Source organism: Bradyrhizobium altum, from assembly GCF_020889705.1.
Lineage (GTDB): Bacteria > Pseudomonadota > Alphaproteobacteria > Rhizobiales > Xanthobacteraceae > Bradyrhizobium > Bradyrhizobium altum.
Genome location: NZ_JACMYP010000092.1, coordinates 1 through 15,967 on the forward strand (window position 1 = coordinate 1; position 15,967 = coordinate 15,967).

Below are 15,967 nucleotides of genomic sequence, written 5' to 3' on the forward strand. Positions count from 1 at the left end.
GGCGGCCGTTCCGGTTCGGCAATGGCGCGCCAGCGCGCGAACTCGTCGGCGATGCGGGCAAATTGCAGCTTGGCGGCGGGATGCATCGGAAGCCCTTCGTTGGGCCGTGATGATAGCATCGCCCCCACTTCGCGCAACGCGGCTACTTCTGTTCCACCTCGGTCGCGGTGGCCGGGCCTTCGCCCATGATGAGCAGCACGGCGTCTTCGTCCTTGGCGCCGTCCCAATGCACCTGCTTGCCGAAATGGGTGACGAAGCTTCCGGCCGGCATTGCCACGGTGCCGTGATCGGGATCGAATTTCGGGCCCGAGCCGACCCACCACGTGCCCTTCAGCACCACGATGTAGCGGTCGTTGGGATGGAAGTGCGGACGGCTGAAGTGATTGCCCTTGGTCCACTTGGTGTAGACCATGTAGAAGCCGGGCTTCGAGGGATCGCCGACCACCACGGCATTCTGCGCGCCGCGCGCGTCGACCGGGCTCCAGGGAATCTGGTCTGGCAGCTTGTAGGTGACGGCGGCCGGATTGAGCTCGGCCGCGGAGCCGACGCTCAGCGTGCCGGCAACGGCCAGCGGCATCATCAGGTATCGCCAGGACCGGTTCGACGCCGTCATCGTGTTCTCCCAGGTCAGTTCGTTCGGGCGACTGCCGCGCCCGTATATCGCACGATGCTAATCGCTCTCGCTTGCGCCGGACAAGGCACGCTCCCGCATGTCTGCTCTCAAGATTGCGGCATCGGGCCGTGACACAACGCAGGTGCAATATGAAAAACGCATTTACGCCGCTGCAGACGATGATAGGTTGCGCGCCAACCAAGAGACGGGAGGATAACCTTGAAGAAGCAACTGTCGATACTGGCGGCGGGACTCGTGATCGGTGCGGCCGCGCTGCAATTTTCCACCGCCGCATCCGGCGATGACGGTTGGGTCACGCTGCTCGACAGCTCCAAGCAGGGCGACTGGGACGAGGTCGGCAAGGCCAATTGGGCGATGAAGGACGGCGCGCTGGTCGCCGACAAGCTCGACGGCAAGGATCTCTCCTATCTCGTCAGCAAGACCCAATACAAGGATTTCCAGATCAGGGCGGAGTTCTGGACCGACGAGGATGCCAACAGCGGCGTCTTCATCCGCTGCGAAGGCAACAAGGTGATCGACTCCAAGGTCTGCTACGAGGTCAACATCTTCGACAAGCGGCCCGATCCGACCTACGGCACCGGCGCGATCGTCGACGTCGGCAAGGTCGATCCGATGCCGAAGGCGGCCGGCAAGTGGAACGTCTACGAGATCACGGCGCAGGGGCCGCATTTCGTCGTGACGCTGAACGGTCAGAAGACCGTCGACGCGCAGGATTCCAAGCACGCCAGCGGCTACGTCGCGCTCCAGTATGGTTCCGGCGTGGTCAAGTTCCGCAAGGTGCAGATCAAGCCGCTCTGACAACGTGCGCCGAGGAGAGCCCGGTCGCGCCGCGGCCGGGCTTGATCGCGTGTCATGTACTATCCGCCGGAGGTGGTCAGATCGTTGCCCTGCGTGCGCAGATGATGACCGATCACGAGCCCGGTCAGGCACAGCAACAGCCCGAGCGCCGGCGGCGCAAACAGCGCCTCTTCCTGGAAGATGCCGTTCACCAGCACGACCATCGTGCCGAACGCAGCGAGTCCCTGGATGAGGATTCCGGACGAGGCGTAGAGACGCCAGGCCTTCAGCGCCACCGCAAAGAAGAAGCCAAGCGGCACCACTGCGCCGATGCCCATCTGGTAGAGCAGGACGCCGACGGCGCTCTCCACCGCGCCGTCCATCGTGCCGGCCGCTTGCGCGGCGTTCCAGTCGATCGAGAAGTAACCTTCAGAGAGATTGCCGCCGACGCCGAGGCCGCGGCCGATCGGGTTGTGCAGGAATCCGTCCCAGCCGCCCATGAAGCCGATCACGTGAAAGTCGCCGATCTGGAGTCCTATGTAGATCGCCGCGATGGCATACAGCACGAGTCCGACGAGTGCGACGGCAAGGGTGATGGTGGCGCCGAGCAGCCAGGTCGCCGTCCAGGCCAGGGCCACGAAGATGACCAGGATGAGCGCGCCCTTCACGCTGCAGAGGATCAGCAGCGGGATCGCGGCCAGCGCGAGCCAGCGATACCCGACCGCGAACAGGAACAGGATGGAGAAGGCGATCCCGTAACCGAAGCTGATCGGGCTCATGTTCGGTCCGAAGATGCGCAAGATCGACGACAGTCCGAGATCCTCGAACAGCGGGCTGTTGAGAAAGCTGAAGCGGAAGCGGTCGATCAGATCGACCGGGACATTGCCGGTTTGGCGCATTTCGGCTTCCCAGGCTCCGGAGCGGGTCGCCTTGAGTTCGTCGAAGTGCCAGAACGTGTAGCCATTGGTGATCTCGAGCCAGAAATCGCGAAACAGCAATTCGACATAGCCGCAAACGATCAGCAGCGTGGCGACGGTCACCAGGAACGGCGTGATGCGGATCTCGAAGGTTGCGGCCGTCAGCAGCGAGAGCTGAAACAGAAACAGCGGAAACGCGATGTTGCGCAGATAGACGAGGGCCGCATGCGCGTCCTGCGTGGCGCCGAGCAGGAAATACATCCCTACGACCGCGAGGGTCATCAGCCCCCAATTCATGATCCGGTCGATCTCGGGCGAATGCTGGCGCTCGCGCAGCATGTACAGCGCCAGCGTCACCAGCCACATGACCGCGCAGATCAGGAAATTGTAGCCCTTGACGAAATCCATCTCCTGCTCGGTCGTGATGTAGGACGACAGGATCGAGACGAACAGATTTTGGAAGAAGATGATGAAGACGGCGATCGATGGGGCATAGGCCGGCGCCGCGAGCACGATGGCGCAGCCGATCAGGCCTTCGACGACGATCGCGAGCCCTGCATTGGCCACCTGCATGATCGGCGCGAAAGCGATCGATGCCACGGCGATGCCGAGCGCAGGAACGAGGTCGCCGGCCAACAGCGGCCGCGGGGCTATGTCTGCTCGCACAGGCTCTGACCTAAATGACCGGATGGGTGGCGTGCCACACCCGCATCGCCGATCTAGCCGCGCATTGTGTAAGAACCGGTTAACCAGATGGCTAGCGCGTCCCGAACAGCGCCTTCAGCACGTCGCGGTCGGCCTTGCCAGTGACGGCGTCGGCCAGGCCGAAGCCTTGCGACAGCTCCCAATGGGTCCAGCCCCAGCACTGCTGCCGGGCGTAGGCCGTGACGCCGGCGAGCCAGCGCAACCGGCTGTCGCGTGGCGCGCCGGCCTTGAGCACCCCGAATTCGTTGATGATGATCGGACGGGAATATTGCTGCTGCCAGGCGGCCGCGGGCTCGAGCCATTTGTCGATGGCGGGACCCTGGATGGCGCGGTCGACCATCGCAAGCGCCTTGGGTCTGTTCAGCGCGGTCAGCTGTTCCCGCAACTGTTGAACCTTCGGGTCGTCGGCGCGGATCGGATAGGGCAATCCGACGACGTCGTGAAGCGGCTCGTTCGAATCCCAATGGGCCTGATGGGTGAACACCATCGGATCGTAGAAGTGGATGGCGTAGACGACATTCGGATCGTCGAGCGGCGTGAAGCCCGGCAGCGAATCCGCACGCTGCCAGTTGACCGGCCCCGTGATCAGCGTGGTCTGCGGCAGCATTTGGCGAATGAAGCCGGCCAGCTCCCGGACCTCGCCCTGCCACTGCGCCGCATCGACCTCCGGCTCGTTCAGCAGTTCCGCAAAGACCCGATCGGAGGGATAGCGCTGGATGATCCGCGCGAGCGCGGTCCAGGCGCTCTTCATTTCGGCCATCGCGCCGGGCGGATGGTCCTTGTGCAGCGCGTTGAAGTGCTGGCCCGAATGCAGGTCGATCGAAACGGCAAAGCCGAGTGCGAGCAGGGTCTTCAGCGCGGCATCGACGGTTTGCAGCCGGTTGTCGATCTCCGCCTTCGTGGTGAAGCGCGGCATGACGAAGTCGGCCGGCACCGGCAGCCGGATGTGGGTCAGGCCGGCCTTGCGCAGTTCGAGCAGCAGGCCGCGCGGCGGCGCCGACCGCGGATCGACGATCCAGCCGTCGGCGTTGACACCGCGTGACAAGGCCTTGATCCGGTCCGCCGGGACGCCTTCGATCAGGGCTGGGCAGGCCCGCGCGGCGACGGACAGCAGAATGGATGCGGCGAAGACGATGGCGGGGATCGATGGCCGGGCCATTGGACGATCAACTCGCGATCAATGTCGCAGCGACGACGCCGAACGCGGCGCAGCTGGCGCGTGTCTCACGCATACTGCCTGTCGTGCTGCTGACCTGTGACGGTGGACAGCAGTTCGTTGAGCACGACACCGGCAAGCTTGCGCTCGGCGCCACCGAGCGCGGTGATGATGTCTTCCATTGACGCGTTGATGTCGCGATCCACCGGCAGCGCCGCGATCAGCCCGTCGGCTAAGTCGAACAGCTGCCGTTCGTCCGCACCCCACGGCATCGGCGGGCCGTCGAGGATCACGAGGTCGTGGCCGCCGGCGGAGCGCGCCTGCGCGATCGCCTTCTGGATCGCCTCGCTGGCCTTGGCGGGATTGCCCTGGATCGCCGGCAGGATCGCAATGCCGTTTGCGGTGTTGATGGCGCGGGACGCCTTGCTGCCGATGGTAAGCCAGTCGAGCCGGCTCGGCCTGCTCTGGACTGGATGCGAGACCCTGTCGGTCAGGGCGTGGACGGTTGCATCGGCGTCGATCAGCAGGACACGGGCGCCGTCGCGTGCGGCGACGAGTGCGATGTTGAGTGCGACAACGCTGTGGTCGGGATCGTCGGCGGTGCCGATCACGGCCAGCACCGGGACGGTCTCCGGAGCGGCGCCCGTCGCCAGCGCCGCATGGATCTGCCGCATCGTGTTGGAGAACGGCCCCAGCGCCGAACTGGTCCGCAGCGTCGGCCAGCCGAACCGTGTGACGTCGGCGGGACTGTCGCCGGTCAGGATGCCGCCAAGCGTGCGCATGACATCGGATTCCTGCAGCTCGGCGATCAGCGGCTTCTCGATCACGGGCTTGTCGATGAGAGCGGCTGCCGGCTGGATCGCGGGCGGTGCCTGCACCGGCGGCTTGGCCTTGGCGATGACGGGCTGCCGCTCCGGTGCGGCGTCCTGCTTCGGCTGGACACTGGGACGGATCGGATCGGCGCCGGCGCCAGCTGGCCGGCCGCAACGATCCACGCCGCGGCGGCGAGGGTGCCGAACATGAAGCCGATCATCGCGAGCAGGCTCATCGGCGGCGGGAAAGTGCGATGCTGCGGGATCGTCGCATCGCCGATCACGCGCGCGCTCGAGGTGTTGAGGCTCTCCTGCTCCTCGGTCTCGCGCGAGCGCTTGAGGAAGGACTGATAGACGTCGCGGCTGGCATCGACCTCGCGCTCGAGCTCGCGCAGCCGCACCGACGCCTGGCTCATTTGCACGCTCTGGTGCTTCTGAACGTCGAGCGCCTTGTTGAGCGACGCTTCATAGTCGCGCGCCCGGGTCAGATCGTTCTTCGCGGATACCGCAAAGCGGTCGATCTCTTCCTTGATGGTCCGGCGCAGGTCCTCGACCTGCTGCTCGACCTGGCGCAGCGCCGGATGCCGCGGTCCGAGCTCGCCCTGCAGCTCGGCCTGGCGCTTCTTCGCATCGGCATATTGCGAGCGCAGATTGGCGATGGTCGGCGACTGCAGCGCTTCGGCGGTCGCGCCCGCGTCCATCGACCCGCGGCGGCTGGCTTCGATCTGGTCATACTTGGCCTGCGCATCGAGCGTGAGCGCTCGCGCCGCCGCCAGCCGCTGGTTCCCGACCGAGAGCTGCTGGTCGGTGAGCAGATTGTCCTGCGAACCGACGAAGTTGTTTTGCGCCTTGTAGGTCGCAAGCGCCTCTTCGGCGTTGCGCAGGCGCTGCTGCAGCTCCTTCAGCCGGCCGGACAGGTCGCGGGTGGCGCGCCGCGCGGCCTCGGCCTGCGACTGCTTGGACTCGGTGAGATAGGCCTTGGCGATCGCGTTGGCGAGCATCGCCGCCTTGACCGGATCATGCGACCACACGTCGATGTCGACGATGAAGGTGCGATCGGTCTTCTTGACGTTGATATGCCGGTTCAGCGTGTCGAGCGTCGTCATCTCGATCTGCTGTTGCTGCTCCGCCGTCGTTCGCGGCTCGATGCCGAACAGGCCGAGCAGCGAGGCGAGCAGGCCCGTGCTCGCGGCGCCGCCGCCGAACTCGGGATCTTTCACCAGGTTGGTGTCGCGGATCACCTGCAGCAGCACGTTGTTTGACGTGATCAGGCGCGACTGGCTCTCGACCACCATCGCGAGGCCGGAGACGTCCTGGGCGCGCGGGGTCAGCTCGCGCTCGACCAGCTGCAGCTCGCGCGGGTCGACATAGAGCTGGGCGCCCGCGGTATATTTCGGTGTCAGGCTCTTGCCGATCACGACCGCGATGCAGGCGGAGAGCAGCGCGACCGAGACGATCGCGACCTTGCGCACCCACAACAGCCGGACCAGCTCGAGCACGTTGAAGCCGGCCGGGATTGCGCCCCGGCGCGGCTCCGGCTTGGCCCGGTTGATCGGCTGGTCATAGCTAAGCATCGACCCCAGCTTCCGTCTGAATGGCCGCACGCATCGGCTGAGGAGCACTCTTTCGGGCCACGCAACGCGCACGAGGCGACGCGAAGGCGCAACACGAAAAATTAACCATACTCATTCGCCGACTATTCACCAGAAAGGCAAACAAAGGGTTTAAGCGCGGGCGCATCGGAACGCCTCCGCCATCGTCAGCACCGGGACATTGCGCCGCGCCGCCGCCTCCAGCGCGTAGGTCATCAACTCAGGCGTGCAGCCATAAAGGCTCGGCGCGTCGGCGACGTCGTGGCTGTAGAAAATTAACCAGCCGTTGATGTTTGCCGCCTCGGCGAAGGCCATGTCGATCCGGTCGCGGGACATCTGGCGGTCGATCAGCGGCATGGCGCGGAGGAATTGCAGGTCGACCTCGCCGCTGTTCACGCCGGGCACGATGCTGCGGCAGGTGCGGAATTCGGACCTCAACTGGTGCTTCCGCGCGTAGGAGCCGTAGCCGAACGGGTAGGCGAAGCTCTCGACCGGCATGGTCGGATCGAGCGAATGGAAATAGGTCCGGTTGCGCGCGATCTCCGCGGCCAGCGAGGTCTCGTCGAGATCGCAGGCGCGGCGGTGCGAGAACGTGTGGCAGCCGACCTCATGGCCACGGCGATGCAGCGAGACGACGTCGTCGGCGCTGCCGGTGGTCCAGCCCGGCGCGTCCAGTCCAACCAGCCCGCCCGACACGTAGAACGTACCGCGGGCGCCGTAGGATTCCAGGATGTCGGCGCCGAATGTCGCCGCGCTCTTCGGCAGGTCGTCAAAAGTGAAGGACACCATCGGCGTGGCATTATTCAGGCGAAAACGCTCGACCTGCACATGCATCGCCAGCCGGTGACTGACCTTGACCCTGGCTTCCGACCACAATGCATTCATGAGCCAAGCTTCCGCAAGATCACGTGGTAGTCGCCGTGCCGGACGTCGATCTTGCCCGGCAGCAACGCGTTGATCGTCTTTGCGCCAGCGTCGATCATCGCGGCCAGCAGCGGCTTGCGCCGGCGCATCTCGGGATAGCGCGGGCTCTCGTACTTCTTCCGGTAGATGACCTGCAGTCCGCGGCCGGCCGCGAACGCTTCGAGGTTGCCAAGGGTCACCAGCGGATGGAAATGGGTCGGGAACGGCGCCTCGCCCGGCAGTCCGGCGTGCTTCTCGCCGCGCACATGGCGGTAGAACCAGACGTGGAACCAGTGCGGGGAGTATTTCGTGACGATGCCCGACAGCGACTTCGGGTTCGGTGCGCCGATCAGCAACAGCCCGTTCGGCTTCAGTGCCTCGCAGAACCCGCTCAGCACGGCCTCCACATCGGGGATGTGCTCGATGACGTTGTAGCAGATGATCAGGTCGAAACGCTGCGGCGGGAAGCGATGGGTCTGGATGTCGCCGAGGATGGCTTCCTGCGCATAGCTGTTGTTGCGGATCTGATCGGCGTCGATGTCGACGACGGTCACATGCGAACGGCGCAGCACGCCGAGCGGCAGATAGCTGGTCGAGCCGCCGCCGGCCTCGTAAATCGAGAGCGGACCGGCCGGCAGCCGGGCCTCGAGGATGCTGTGAACCGTGAGCAGGCTCTGCTTGGCTTCGCCGGGCGGCAAAGCTAGCAGTGATTTCGGATGGATTTCAGCGGGGACGGGCATCGAGAGTTCGGTGAGCGGGGCGGGACGCGTAGCAAGCGCGAGGGATCTGTTCATCGGCTCATCCAACGTTGCTGTTTGCGGATCTGGTGTGGAACATGACAAGGCCCCGCTTCAGCCGGCCGCGCAGGCGCGCGATGTTGAACAGCCAGCAGAGCGCGGCGTAGACGGCGAGCCCGGCCCCGATCAGCACGATGCTGGCAGGGAGATCGGCGAGGTCGAGAGCGCGGTCGAGCGCGCCGACGGTGAGCGCCATCGCGAGCGCGGCGATCGCGATCAGCGCGAGCCGGCCGAGCGGGATCGGAATCTGGAAGGCGAAGCGGCTCAGGATCAGGGCGCAGACAAAGCCCGTGATGTCGGCGCCGAGTCGCGCCCAGGCCGCGCCGATGGTGCCGTCGAGGCTGACCAGCACGTAGGACAGGATCACATTCGCGGCGATGATCGAGGCGGTGTTGATCAGGTAGAAGGAGTTGCGTCCCGACAGCAGGAAGCTCGCATGCAGATATTGCTGCGTCAGCACCTGGAACAGTACGGCGATCGCGATGACCGGCATGATCTCGCTTGCGACCGCGCGGAAGTCGGCGCCGAGGACGATGTTGGCGACATGCGGGGCGATCAGCGCAAAGCCGAGACAGGCCGGCAGCGTGACGCCGGCAAGCAGCTCGAGGCAATCGGCGAGATGGGTCCTGACCGCGGCGTCGCCTTGCCGGGCATGGATCTGCACGGCCATCGGAAAGAACGCCGCGGCCATGCTCATTGCCGGCATCATCAGGGTCTGGCGCACCAGGTCGAGCGCGGCGACATATTTGCCGGCGTCGGCCGCGCCGATCAGGTTCGCGATCATGAAGCGATCGGTCACGCTCGAGATCGCGAGCAGGGTCAGCGACAAGGTCAGCGGCAGGCCGGTGCGGGCGAGCGAGCGCAGGTCGGCACGGTCGAAATTGATGATGGTGTCGCGCCATGCGCTGCGCGACTGCACGAGCACGGCGACGAGATAGGCCGAGGCGGCCGCGAGCAGCAGCAGGATGCCGGTCGGGCTGACCAGCGCAACCACGACACCAAGGCAGAGCAGGGCGGCCGCGCGGACCAGCGTTGCCTTCATGACCGAGAGCGCCTTCAGCCGTGCACGCAGCAGATCCTGCGTCAGCTCGAACAGGCCGATCGCAATGGCGAGAACCACGGCCGCAAGCGCGGCAGCGGTATCGAGACCGACGAAGCGGGCCAGCAGATAGGCGATCGGGGCGGTGAGGCAGCAGATCAGGTAACCCGACGCCACCAGCCCGCGGACGTCGGTGCCGTCGTTGCGGGCGTGGCCGCTCAGGATCAGGTTGCGAAACCAGCCGACCAGGAAGACCGATATGACCGACGCGAAACCAACGCCGAGCAGAAAGATGCCATAGTCATGCGGTGCGAACAGCCGCGTGAAAATGAACACGCTGAGCAGTCCAAGCAGCGCCGAGAGCACGTTGGCCGTCAGGTTGATGCTGGCCTGTCCGATCAGCATGATGCGGCGAGCTCCGAGAGCCTTGTGGCCGCCGACGACGCCAGGATCGCGTCGCTCTCGGCCACGACCTCACGAATTGTCGTGACCGGCGTCCCTGAGAACGATGCGATCGAGAACGCGACGTCGTCCTTGTTGGCGCGTAGCAGCAGCCGGGTGAGTTCGCCCTTGCTCAGGGTCGGATCGTCCCAGTAGCTGACGCATGGCGTCTTCGGTACGTCGGAGTGGCGCAATGCGGCGGACTCGTCGTTCTCGACGAAGAAGCCATACAGCAGATATTCGGAGAACTCGCGGGTTCGGCACAGCGCCTCGATCCAGCTCATCCCGCTGACGGCCTCGATGCGTTCGGCGAGCGCGCGGGTGGTCTGCTTGTCCCAGAAGATGATGTGCCCGATGAAGTCCGGTGCCGGGAAGGGCGGCGTCGGCAGGCCGATCAGTTGGTGGCTGGTCTCGAGCCAGCGCGAATGGCGCGGCTGGTCGGCCGTGACCGCGTCCGCCATCTTCAGCAGCGGGATCGTGTTCGGATACTGGAAGCGCGAAAGATCGAAATCGCGGAAGAACACGATGTCGGAATCCAGGATGCAGAACCGCTCATAGGGCAAGGCGATCGTCGCCGCGATCTTCAGGATCTGCTGCACGTGCCAGCCGTTCACCGGCTTGGCGCGCAACGACCACCAGAACTGGCGGCGCTTGCGCTGGATCATGCGCGGCAGCGGCCGCAACCAGTCGGGCAGAAAGGAGGAGGCCGGAATGATGATGCGGCGCTCGCTGGCCAGTGGCGCAAACAGCGGCAGGTCGCAATCCGGCACCAGCAGATAATGCCTGGAGAAGGACGTGACGTGACGATCCACGCTCTCGCAGAGCAGCGTGCAGATTTCCAGATCGCGCCCATAGGTCGGGGTCAGCAACGCGACAGGGTTCATCTCGTAACTCTCTCCGGCGACACCGTGTCAGGGCGGAACATCGTGGCCGCCAGACTTGTCCTGAACCTCAGTTCAGCAAGATCGGTGCCGGAGCGTTTTGACCGCCCTGCCGGCGGCGGCGATGGTTAAGCAATGGTAAATGACGGCCCGCCGCGGACCTTGACGGATCGGAAAACATCGCTCGGCTGCGCGATTTTGACGCTGGATCGGGATGTTGCCCGGATATTGCAGTGCTGGCGTCTCGAATGCCGATTTGGTCGGCGCAGGCGAGTGCACATGCAGATTGGATGGTATTTCCGGCAGGTGAGCGGCACGGCTGAACGGCGGGCCGCACCATCAATCCATTTCGAGACATCCGCACTGTCGGCGCTGTGTGCTTTTGGCACGCGCGCCGCGCGCGAGCCGGCTGGAGCGCACGATGCCAACTGATCGCGGAATCACGCGGCGCGGTGTCCTCGTAGTCGCGGCGCTTGCCCTGGGCGGATTGTCGACCGCGCGGGCCGCGCCGCCACCCCGGTCTCGACTCGGTGCGAATTTGGCGCGGTTCGCCGGCGCCTTTGTCAATTGGGGCGAGACCGGCCGTGAGCATGTGTTGCAGGCCTGGGAGAAATGGCTCAATCGGCCCCGGTCGTCGGTGCTCGGCGTCGACTTCTACGGCCAGAGCAGCTGGGACGACTTCCACAAGCTCGATTGGGTGCCGGGGCTCTGGAAGAAGCTCAATCCGTCGCGCAATCTGGTGTGGTCGGTGCCGCTCACCGTCACCGGCACGCCGCTCGCCGATGTCGCGGGTGGCGTGCACGATGCCGAGTTCGAGACGGCCGCGCGCGCGATTGCGGGAGCGCATCCGAAGGCGATCATTCGCCTCGGCTGGGAGATGAACATCTCCAACATGGGCTGGTTCGCCAAGGGCCATGAAGACGATTACATCAAGGCGTTCCGCCGCGTGGTCGGAATCTTCCGTCGCCATTCCCGCAGTTTCAAATTCGACTGGTGTCCGGGCTGGGGAGCTCAGGACATGCCGGCCGACGCCGCCTATCCCGGCGACGACGTCGTCGATTTCATCGGCCTCGACGTCTATGACTTCAAATCGGACGGCAGCCCGGCCGAGCGCTGGACCAATTCCTGTCTGAAAGCGCCCTTCGGTCTCGAATGGCAGCGCACGTTCGCAGCAAAGCACGGCAAGCTGATGAGCTTTCCGGAATGGGGCGTCGGCCAGTCCGGTGACAACGCGTTTTTCGTGCAGCAGATGCACGACTGGTTCGTCGCCAATCAGGCTGCGATCGCCTACGCGGCCTATTTCGATGTCGACGGCCTGTGGCCGACGCAGATCGACAACGGCCAGTTTCCGGAATCCGCGAGCCTGTTCCGCAAGCTGTTCGCGGGCTGAGCTCAACACGATCAAGCAAAAGCCCGATCTGTCCGTGGACCGATCGGGCTCTGCTGTTCCTCTCTTGCTGCGTCAGGCGGCCTTGGTGTTGGTCAACAGCGTCAGGCCCATCTTCAGCTTGTCCTGCAGCGTGCGCTGGGCGAGGCAGGTGAACAGGCAGAGCTTGTCGCAGGCGATGGTCTCCTTGCGGCGGGCCTGGGCTTCCTCGCTGTACCAGATCTCGCGCGCGGTCTGGGTGCGCACGTTGCCGATCGGCTTGAAGAACCAGCACACTTCGAGACGGCCGTCGGAGCGGATGAAATAATTCCGCATGCCGACGCGGCAGGGCATCACTTCCTTCGGCGCCTTCTCGCGGCGGAAATGGTTCGGCCAGGCCCGCAGCACGGCTTCGCCGTTGAGGATCGGCGCGCCCCCGCGCTTCAACCGCAGCAGCTCGTCGCGGACCTTGATGAGATCGTCCATCTCGTTCTCACCGATCCACAGCTCGTCCTCGACTTCCTGCGTGCCCTGCTCGACCGGCTGGAAGCTCAGCGCGGTGGCGCCGATCTGCTGGATCCAGTCGACCATTTCGGGCAGGCGGCGGAAGTTCAGCCGGTGCACGACCGGCTTGATGATGATCGGGAAATCAAGACCTTCGGCACGGCGCTGTTCGGCGACGTTGCGGATGCCCTGCACGATGTCGCTCAGCGAGTTCTCAACGCCGCGCGAGTAATTGTGGATCGCCGGATCGGTGGAGTCGATCGAGATGTTGATGTTGAACGGGCGCGCCTCGACGGTCTGCGCCACGATCTTCTTGTTGAGGTAGGCGCCGCCATTGGTGGTGACGCCCCAGTGGATGTCGTTGTCGCGGCAGAATCGCAAGAGATCGAGAAAGCCCTTCTTGATGTAGGGCTCGCCGCCGGCAAACTCGACGTGATAGGCGCCGATGAATTCCCTCAGGCTCGCGAGCGCGCGCTGCCATTCGGGGATCGACATCTCGTCGCGATAGTTCGGACGGCGCCAGTAGTCGCAGTAACGGCACTTGTAATTGCAGCGTTCGACCACCTCGGCGAAGATCGCGGCCGGGCGGGTGACGTCGCGTCCAGTACGCAAATAGAGCTCTTCCGAGAGGGCGTTGCGGACGTGCTTGGTGCCGAGCGAGACGAGGTCGAGCGCTTTCAAGGTGAACCTCAGGCAGTGTTTTGCGTTGTTGCGACCGGATCGATCGAGGATTTATGGGTTGATCAGCAAATTGAATGCCAACTGGAACGCAAGACCCGCTGCGCTCGCGCGTGACGGCTCTTAACCCTAAGGATCAGCTAACAGCGTGGCGCCGATCTCGAGGCCACGCGGCTCCACGCGGCCGTCTATCCCTGCAAATCGTTTCGTTCGACTTCAAATTAACCTTGCGACGAAGTTGCGGTAACGCAGGTCTCGTCTGGAGCGGATTTTGCCATGAGGTCGCCGTAACGTTCGATCCGCGTCCGTATTGCCGCCCGCGTCGGTCACCTTGGGACGGCCATGTCCCATTCCGATCCGTGCCGGGATGATGCGTCGTGCGGATCGCGATTGCCAGGAGGGCATGGAGATGTCGACCGAGCTTGCTGTAGCGGACCGCGCCTGGGTAACCACCTCGCCCGCGCTGGATTGCTCCATTGAGACCGTCATCTGCATTCCGAGCTTCCGGCGCCCGAAGCACCTGCGGCTGACGCTGGAGTCCATCGTGGCGCAGTGTACCGAGCGCAGCTTCGCGATCGTTGTGGTCGAGAACGACGCCTCGCGGTGCGAGAGCGCGCCGGTCGCCGCCGAGTTTCTCAATTCCGGCAAGCTCAGCGGCGTCTGCATCGTCGAGCCGCGGCAGGGCAATTGCCGGGCGATCAACGCGGCGTTCGAGACCGCGCTCGAGACCTTTCCGAACGCGCAGAACTTCCTGATGATCGACGACGACGAGGTCGCCTCACCGGACTGGCTGGAGCGGATGGTGCAGGCGGCCGAGACTTCCGGCGCCGAGATCGTCGGCGGCCCGGTGTGGCCGAATTTCGATGACAAGCAAAAGGGCAGTCTCAAGCGCCATCCGGCGTTCGCGCCGGCCTATCATGCCAGCGGTCCTGTCCCGGTGATCTATGGCTGCGGCAACTGCCTGATCCTGCGCGCGGTGTTCGACAAGCTCGGACAGCCCGCCTTCGACCTGCGCTTCAACTTCCTCGGCGGAGGCGACCACGATTTCTTCGCGCGGGCGCGCCGCGCCGGCTTTTGCTTCTTCTGGGTCACGGACGCCGTCATCAGCGAGACCGTTCCCTCGACCCGGACCAGTCTCGGTTGGATCGTGCGGCGCGGATTGCGGATCGGCGCGATCAACTATCACATCGAGCGCAAGGCGGCGCAGACAATGTGGTCGCGCGCGGCCGTCAAGGCCAAGATGTTCGGTCTGGTGCCGTTCTCGCTGTATCGCTTCACGCGCATCGTGCTGCGCGAGCAGCAGGCCGTCATTGCGATGCACCCGATGGTGGTCGCGGTCGGCAGCGCGCTTGCCGTGCTCGGCATCGAGCCGCAGCCCTACGCAGCTTCCAAGATCGCGTCGTGAGTGAGTTGTCCGTCACCGCGGAGAGCCGGGCGCTGATCGCCGACATTGCGCGCCGGCCGGTGATGGATATCGTCCGCGGCGCATTCTTTGTCGGTATTCTCCTGCTGGTCTGGATATCGCTACGTCCGTTCGCGGATCTGAGCGGCTTCTATGTCGGCGACGTGGTCACCGGCAAGGATGCGGTGCTTTACGCCCTGTTCGGCGTGCTGATGGTCGCGATGCTGGCGCTGACCCTACGCGACAATCTGCCGGCGCTGAAATCATTGCTGACGCCGGCCTTCCTGCTGTTCGCGGGCTGGATCTGCGTCACCGTCGTGCTGTCGTCTGATCCCGCCACCTCGCTGCGCCGCCTGGCGTTGTCGATGTTCGTCATCGTGGTGACCGCGACGCTGCTGCTGCTGCCGAAATCGCAGGGCGAATTGATGCGCTGGTTCGGCATTGCCGCGCTGGTGCTGCTGGTGACCTGCTATCTCGGCGTCTTCCTGGCGCCGCATCTGTCGATCCACCAGGCCACCGATCCGCAGGAGCCGGCGCTTGCCGGCAACTGGCGCGGCGCGTTCGGCCACAAGAACGTCGCGGCCGCGATGATGGCGATGCTGATCTTCCTCGGCATCTATCTGATGCGAACCGGCGGCTGGCTGTCGGGCGTCGCCGTGACCGGGCTCGCCGCGGTGTTCCTGTTCTTCACCGCCGGCAAGAGCGCGATCGCGCTCTGTGTCGCCGTGCTGATGCTGACCGCGTTGATGCCGGTGGTTCGCTCGCTCTGGGGCCGCGCGCTGCTGTTGCTGGCGCCGCTGGTGCTGCTCAATCTGTTCAGCGTCGGCACTGTGATGAGCGATACGCTTGCCGCGATCGCCGGCCGGATGCCGATCGACACCTCCTTCACCGGCCGCGCCGACATCTGGGCCTTTGCCCTCGAATCGCTGCATCAGCGGCTATGGACCGGCTACGGCTTCGAGTCGTTCTGGGGCACCAGCGCGATCCAGAACCTGCAGGAAGGCAAGGAGTGGGCGGGCTACGCCTCGCACAGCCACAATGGCTATCTCGATACCGCGCTCGGGACCGGTCTGCCGGGTCTCGTGCTGCTGATCGCGGCCGTTGTCGTCAAGCCGTTGCGCGACTTCCAGGCTGCGGATCGCGGCGGCAATGACGCCCCGCTGACGATGCTGTTCCTGCGCATCTGGCTGTTCGGCCTCTATCTGTCGTCGATGGAGAGCTTCTTCCTCGATCGCGCCGATACGATCTGGGTGACATTCCTGATCGCGGTATTCGGGCTGCATTATCTGGCCCGGTTCCGGATGCGGGCGTAGAGCTTGACCCGGAAAAGTGTGAAGCGGTTTTCCTCGCGACAAACGCGTAG

At 64.8% G+C, this 15,967-nt stretch carries 15 protein-coding genes; 5 read left to right on the forward strand and 10 right to left on the reverse strand.

The window, feature by feature from the left end; translation table 11 throughout:
• Window positions 1-142: 142 nt before the first annotated feature.
• Complete coding sequence (locus tag H8B02_RS22090) at window positions 143-613, reverse strand: cupin domain-containing protein (RefSeq protein ID WP_229168213.1); 471 nt, start codon at window positions 611-613, stop codon at window positions 143-145.
• 219 nt (window positions 614-832) lie between these two features.
• On the opposite strand from H8B02_RS22090, the gene H8B02_RS22095 reads away from it, so the two are divergent.
• Complete coding sequence (locus H8B02_RS22095) at window positions 833-1,432, forward strand: 3-keto-disaccharide hydrolase (RefSeq protein WP_229168215.1); 600 nt, start codon at window positions 833-835, stop codon at window positions 1,430-1,432.
• Window positions 1,433-1,491: 59 nt separating this feature from the next.
• Here H8B02_RS22095 and H8B02_RS22100 read toward each other — a convergent pair whose 3' ends face one another.
• From H8B02_RS22100 to H8B02_RS22135, 8 genes are all read right to left on the reverse strand, one after another.
• A complete protein-coding gene (locus tag H8B02_RS22100; protein WP_229168216.1) occupies window positions 1,492-2,994 on the reverse strand; it encodes a hypothetical protein in 1,503 nt (500 codons plus the stop codon).
• A 91-nt stretch (window positions 2,995-3,085) separates the two neighbouring features.
• Entirely contained in the window at window positions 3,086-4,192 is a 1,107-nt protein-coding gene (locus tag H8B02_RS22105; RefSeq protein WP_229168218.1) for a glycoside hydrolase family 5 protein, read from the reverse strand.
• Window positions 4,193-4,257: 65 nt separating this feature from the next.
• Window positions 4,258-5,067 (reverse strand): P-loop NTPase family protein, encoded by an 810-nt coding sequence (locus H8B02_RS22110; protein WP_229168220.1) that lies wholly within the window; start codon window positions 5,065-5,067, stop codon window positions 4,258-4,260.
• Window positions 5,013-6,575, reverse strand: a complete 1,563-nt coding sequence (locus H8B02_RS22115; protein ID WP_229168221.1) for a GumC family protein — start codon at window positions 6,573-6,575, stop codon at window positions 5,013-5,015. The genes H8B02_RS22110 and H8B02_RS22115 overlap by 55 nt, the downstream gene beginning before the upstream one ends.
• A 150-nt stretch (window positions 6,576-6,725) precedes the next feature.
• A complete protein-coding gene (locus H8B02_RS22120; protein WP_229168223.1) occupies window positions 6,726-7,478 on the reverse strand; it encodes a polysaccharide deacetylase family protein in 753 nt (250 codons plus the stop codon).
• Window positions 7,475-8,290, reverse strand: coding sequence for a class I SAM-dependent methyltransferase (locus H8B02_RS22125; RefSeq protein WP_229168224.1), 816 nt, complete (start codon window positions 8,288-8,290; stop codon window positions 7,475-7,477). The genes H8B02_RS22120 and H8B02_RS22125 overlap by 4 nt, the downstream gene beginning before the upstream one ends.
• 4 nt (window positions 8,291-8,294) lie before the next feature.
• Entirely contained in the window at window positions 8,295-9,737 is a 1,443-nt protein-coding gene (locus H8B02_RS22130) for a lipopolysaccharide biosynthesis protein (protein ID WP_229168225.1), read from the reverse strand.
• Window positions 9,731-10,657 (reverse strand): DUF6492 family protein, encoded by a 927-nt coding sequence (locus H8B02_RS22135; RefSeq protein WP_229168226.1) that lies wholly within the window; start codon window positions 10,655-10,657, stop codon window positions 9,731-9,733. The genes H8B02_RS22130 and H8B02_RS22135 overlap by 7 nt, the downstream gene beginning before the upstream one ends.
• A 132-nt stretch (window positions 10,658-10,789) precedes the next feature.
• Between H8B02_RS22135 and H8B02_RS22140 the strand changes: the two genes are divergently transcribed.
• Together H8B02_RS22140 and H8B02_RS22145 are read left to right on the forward strand one after the other, a co-directional pair.
• A complete protein-coding gene (locus tag H8B02_RS22140) occupies window positions 10,790-11,086 on the forward strand; it encodes a hypothetical protein (RefSeq protein WP_229168227.1) in 297 nt (98 codons plus the stop codon).
• On the forward strand, window positions 11,076-12,044 hold the full coding sequence (locus tag H8B02_RS22145) for a glycoside hydrolase family 26 protein (protein ID WP_229168228.1): 969 nt from the start codon (window positions 11,076-11,078) through the stop codon (window positions 12,042-12,044). The genes H8B02_RS22140 and H8B02_RS22145 overlap by 11 nt, the downstream gene beginning before the upstream one ends.
• Window positions 12,045-12,116: 72 nt before the next feature.
• Here the strand turns inward: H8B02_RS22145 and H8B02_RS22150 are convergent, their stop codons facing one another.
• A complete protein-coding gene (locus H8B02_RS22150) occupies window positions 12,117-13,205 on the reverse strand; it encodes a radical SAM protein (protein ID WP_229168229.1) in 1,089 nt (362 codons plus the stop codon).
• A gap of 406 nt (window positions 13,206-13,611) precedes the next feature.
• Here H8B02_RS22150 and H8B02_RS22155 point away from each other — a divergent pair, with 406 nt between their 5' ends.
• Entirely contained in the window at window positions 13,612-14,607 is a 996-nt protein-coding gene (locus H8B02_RS22155; protein ID WP_229168231.1) for a glycosyltransferase family 2 protein, read from the forward strand.
• Window positions 14,604-15,917: an O-antigen ligase family protein gene (locus H8B02_RS22160; RefSeq protein ID WP_229168232.1), complete on the forward strand. Its 1,314-nt coding sequence runs from the start codon at window positions 14,604-14,606 to the stop codon at window positions 15,915-15,917. Before H8B02_RS22155 ends, H8B02_RS22160 begins: the two co-directional genes overlap by 4 nt.
• Window positions 15,918-15,967 lie beyond the last annotated feature (50 nt).

Coding starts and splice junctions, on each gene's coding strand:
- H8B02_RS22090 (WP_229168213.1), bottom strand. CDS start 613: ATGACGGCGTCGAACCGGTCCTGGCGATACCTGATGATGCCGCTGGCC.
- H8B02_RS22105 (WP_229168218.1), bottom strand. CDS start 4,192: ATGGCCCGGCCATCGATCCCCGCCATCGTCTTCGCCGCATCCATTCTG.
- H8B02_RS22115 (WP_229168221.1), bottom strand. CDS start 6,575: ATGCTTAGCTATGACCAGCCGATCAACCGGGCCAAGCCGGAGCCGCGC.
- H8B02_RS22120 (WP_229168223.1), bottom strand. CDS start 7,478: ATGAATGCATTGTGGTCGGAAGCCAGGGTCAAGGTCAGTCACCGGCTG.
- H8B02_RS22125 (WP_229168224.1), bottom strand. CDS start 8,290: ATGAACAGATCCCTCGCGCTTGCTACGCGTCCCGCCCCGCTCACCGAA.
- H8B02_RS22130 (WP_229168225.1), bottom strand. CDS start 9,737: ATGCTGATCGGACAGGCCAGCATCAACCTGACGGCCAACGTGCTCTCG.
- H8B02_RS22135 (WP_229168226.1), bottom strand. CDS start 10,657: ATGAACCCTGTCGCGTTGCTGACCCCGACCTATGGGCGCGATCTGGAA.
- H8B02_RS22140 (WP_229168227.1), top strand. CDS start 10,790: ATGGTAAATGACGGCCCGCCGCGGACCTTGACGGATCGGAAAACATCG.
- H8B02_RS22145 (WP_229168228.1), top strand. CDS start 11,076: ATGCCAACTGATCGCGGAATCACGCGGCGCGGTGTCCTCGTAGTCGCG.
- H8B02_RS22155 (WP_229168231.1), top strand. CDS start 13,612: ATGTCGACCGAGCTTGCTGTAGCGGACCGCGCCTGGGTAACCACCTCG.